Source organism: Pelosinus propionicus DSM 13327, from assembly GCF_900114615.1.
Classification (GTDB): domain Bacteria; phylum Bacillota; class Negativicutes; order DSM-13327; family DSM-13327; genus Pelosinus; species Pelosinus propionicus.
This window is the reverse complement of record NZ_FOTS01000106.1, coordinates 1-3,221: the sequence shown is the minus strand read 5'-3', so window position 1 is coordinate 3,221 and position 3,221 is coordinate 1. Positions and strand designations below refer to the sequence as shown.

Genomic DNA, 3,221 nt, shown 5'->3' with positions numbered 1-3,221 from the left:
CAGCCGCATAAAAAAATGATGCCAACCACAACTCAATGATTGGCATCATAAAACTTTTTGTTTTTATACTGTCTACTTGACAGGGGGCACTTCATTGAGCAGGGGCGGTTATTTCTTTTTGGTCGTGACCAATACCATGAGCGTGGCAAATGCGACAGCAAATGTCAATGCTTCATAAATAGTCATCTTACCACCCCCTTCCCTAAAAGGAAGGGGCTAACCGTCCCCCGAGCAGCCTGTATAATTAGTATAGCATATTTTCCCAGAGGTAAAAGAAAATTTTTATTCCTGGCTTTGTGTCACTACTATTGAGAGGCAAATGTACAGGTGTCCCTTGATTTATTAACAAGCCCCAAAGTAATAGCCGCAATTTTATCCTCGATCATTTCATATTAAATTTTGTAATTATACCCCCAAGAAGTTACACCCCGATATGGAGCTGGTTTCCCAGCCTATATTCGGGGTGTAATTTTTAATATTAGATTTTTAGAAGATGTAATTCCCTATACAATATCAACCGATAAAAACCGATGCCTTATTATTTTGATTCTATTGATCAATCACTTTTCTATTTTTCCTTTTTCAATAGGTCTTTTCCAATAGAAAAGGCCTGAGCGACTTGTTTTCCTACACCATAGTAATGGCCACTGTCAGCAGCAAAAATTAACGGTTTTATTTGTTCAATAATTGACTGACCGCCTTTTTCTTGTATACTCTCATCCATTTTGACATCCATGACCTCACCTATAAACTGGGTATGCAGGCCAAGCTCAATAAACTGAATAACTTTGCACTCCAAATTAATTGGGAATTCCCTTATGTAAGGGGCATCAATATGATCACTTTTCACCGCTGTAAGGCCAGTCTTAGCAAATTTATCTTCCTTATGTCTGGAGGCTATACCAAAGTAATCAGCTTCTTTTGCATAGTTTTCTGAAGGAATATTAATTGTGAATGCCTTTTTGAGCATTAGGTTATCATACGAATACGTTGCTTTGCGTAGTGAAACGGCAACACAAGGGGGAGCTGAGCAGCAAATACCTCCCCAAGCAGCAGTCATCGCATTGGGACTCCCTTCCTTATCATAGGTACATACGACTAGAATAGGTGCAGGATAGAGCAATGTTTTAGCACCCAAACTTTTTTTCATACTTTTCACCTCTTAGTTATTATCTGCATAAAACCTTACTTTAGATGCTTTGATCATTATTACAGGCATTGTACATCGTCTTATAAGTATGGCTGTTTCTCTCATGATATATGTTATTTCTTCAATACAAAAGTATATACCTTTACGATGGGTGCTATGCAGTAGAGAAGTAACCATCCTAAAGGAAGATACTTAACTGTCACCTACGTAAGATCGCTTTCTAATCAAGATACCAAAGACCAGCCAATTAGTGATTTTCACTATAAAAAAGAAGTATTTTGAAATTAATGTAGAATTTGTTAAATAATCACAATTAAAAAGAGGGGATTATTAATAATGAGAAATAAGGTTTTAGGCCTACTGGTTTTTACACTGATTATTGGATTTATTAATTTATCGCAAGTTTATGCAGAGAATCGGCTTTTATTGTTAGGTTCATCGGAAAAAGTTAATCTTTATCTAGATTCTGATACACTAGCTGTTACAAAAGATGATACAAATTCAATTTATTATGATGTATGGATAAAAATGACGATTAAGGAAGATATTCAACAATTAAATATGTATACTCAGCAGCAAGAACCTTTAGGTTATCTCGTGCAGCATATGGTAATAGCCACAACTAAAGATAGAAAAATGAGTCAACTTCGCAGTACTACTGCTTACGGCAAAAGCGACGAAGTTCTTTTTACGTATAATATTGCCAAACCTATGGCGGATATTGCTGCGGGGTCAATCGTTGACTACTTGGCTGGAAGAATAGCACAATATGTATCGAATCATCATATTGAGGCAATTGTCGCGCCTAATGAAAAATATCTGCCTTTTAATCAAAGGGAGTATTATGATTTGTTTGAAACTAAAGGTTATAAAATAAGTAAAATCGAGAAGAGTCAAGGAATTAATATCTATGGTCAGCCCTATAGTAGTGCTGCAACCACTTCTAGCTTTTTAGGCAAAGATCTTGATAAAGAAGCTTATTTGGGTGTATTTGGAGACGATGAGCAACACCTAAAGGGAGCATCTGCAGTTTTGTATACTAATTCTTTGCTTTCAAAAGAAGATTTGAGTTTATTTTATATTACACTGCAAGAATTATTTCCTGACTGGGCACAAGATCAATCTAAAAACTGGGTCGATCAGTCATTGGAAAAGATGAGTCTCAGCAATAAAATTATGTTTATACACTTACATAAAGGTAAGGACTATATAACAATTACGCGGCAAGATATAAAAGGAAATAAGGGTATCGTATATAAACTAACGATTACCCAAAATGATCCAGCCAAAGTTAATCCCATTCGGCCATACAATGATGGGATTAACAGCATATCGATTTTTGAAGAATGGAAACCATCGCAAAGTAATTAGCTGATGATCCGCTCATAAAAAACATCCTTCATTTTCTAGAATAATTAATAAGCTTGACTACCATATGTGACAATCTTTAGAATTTACCGATTCTATTGTTACACACTTGCCACACAATTTCTTACCGCCTTGATGGCTCCCAGGACAATGCCTGCATAATAAAACGTATGGAGTCAGAAAACCCTTGCCGATAACTAACCGTCATACTGGCTGCTTGTCTTTCATTGTTTTTATCCGCCAGCCTGCTTAATGTGCGATGTAAATGTGGAGGTAATGCTGCACGCAGCTCGTCTTCATATTCTTTCGCCGCTATATCGGAAAAATAATAGTCGTTTGATACTTGCTGCATGGGTATATTCAGACTCACATCCTCCATAGAATCCATTGCACAACTAAAAAGGCTTTCTTTTTTCATAATATAATCCTCTCCTTCGTATTTAAAATGAGCTCCCGTCATCCCCTTACTGAATTGTCCTTATCCATGTACTCCATGTAATCTTGCTTTTCGATCTCTTACCTTCCATTCTATATCCCCCCATCTTCATACTGTAGGAGGTTTCTTCTATCTGTATTGCAGATAGAAGAAACCAGCAAACAGCTGTTTTTGGGATAGAGTAAGGGGTAGAATAATTCTACCCCTCCTCATCAAACCGTACGTGAGGTTCTCCCTCATACGGCTTTCCGACATTCTTCTTCCTTC

At 36.9% G+C, this 3,221-nt stretch carries 3 protein-coding genes; 1 reads left to right on the top strand and 2 read right to left on the bottom strand.

The genetic code is table 11. The features are described from left to right. Positions 1-568: 568 nt before the first annotated feature. Entirely contained in the window at positions 569-1,150 is a 582-nt protein-coding gene (locus BMZ99_RS25555) for a flavin reductase family protein (protein WP_090944866.1), read from the bottom strand. Positions 1,151-1,486: 336 nt separating this feature from the next. Between BMZ99_RS25555 and BMZ99_RS25550 the strand changes: the two genes are divergently transcribed. Beyond that, on the top strand, positions 1,487-2,521 hold the full coding sequence (locus BMZ99_RS25550; RefSeq protein ID WP_090944863.1) for a hypothetical protein: 1,035 nt from the start codon (positions 1,487-1,489) through the stop codon (positions 2,519-2,521). A gap of 121 nt (positions 2,522-2,642) precedes the next feature. Here the strand turns inward: BMZ99_RS25550 and BMZ99_RS25545 are convergent, their stop codons facing one another. Continuing rightward, on the bottom strand, positions 2,643-2,936 hold the full coding sequence (locus tag BMZ99_RS25545; RefSeq protein ID WP_090944861.1) for a hypothetical protein: 294 nt from the start codon (positions 2,934-2,936) through the stop codon (positions 2,643-2,645). Positions 2,937-3,221: the final 285 nt, after the last annotated feature.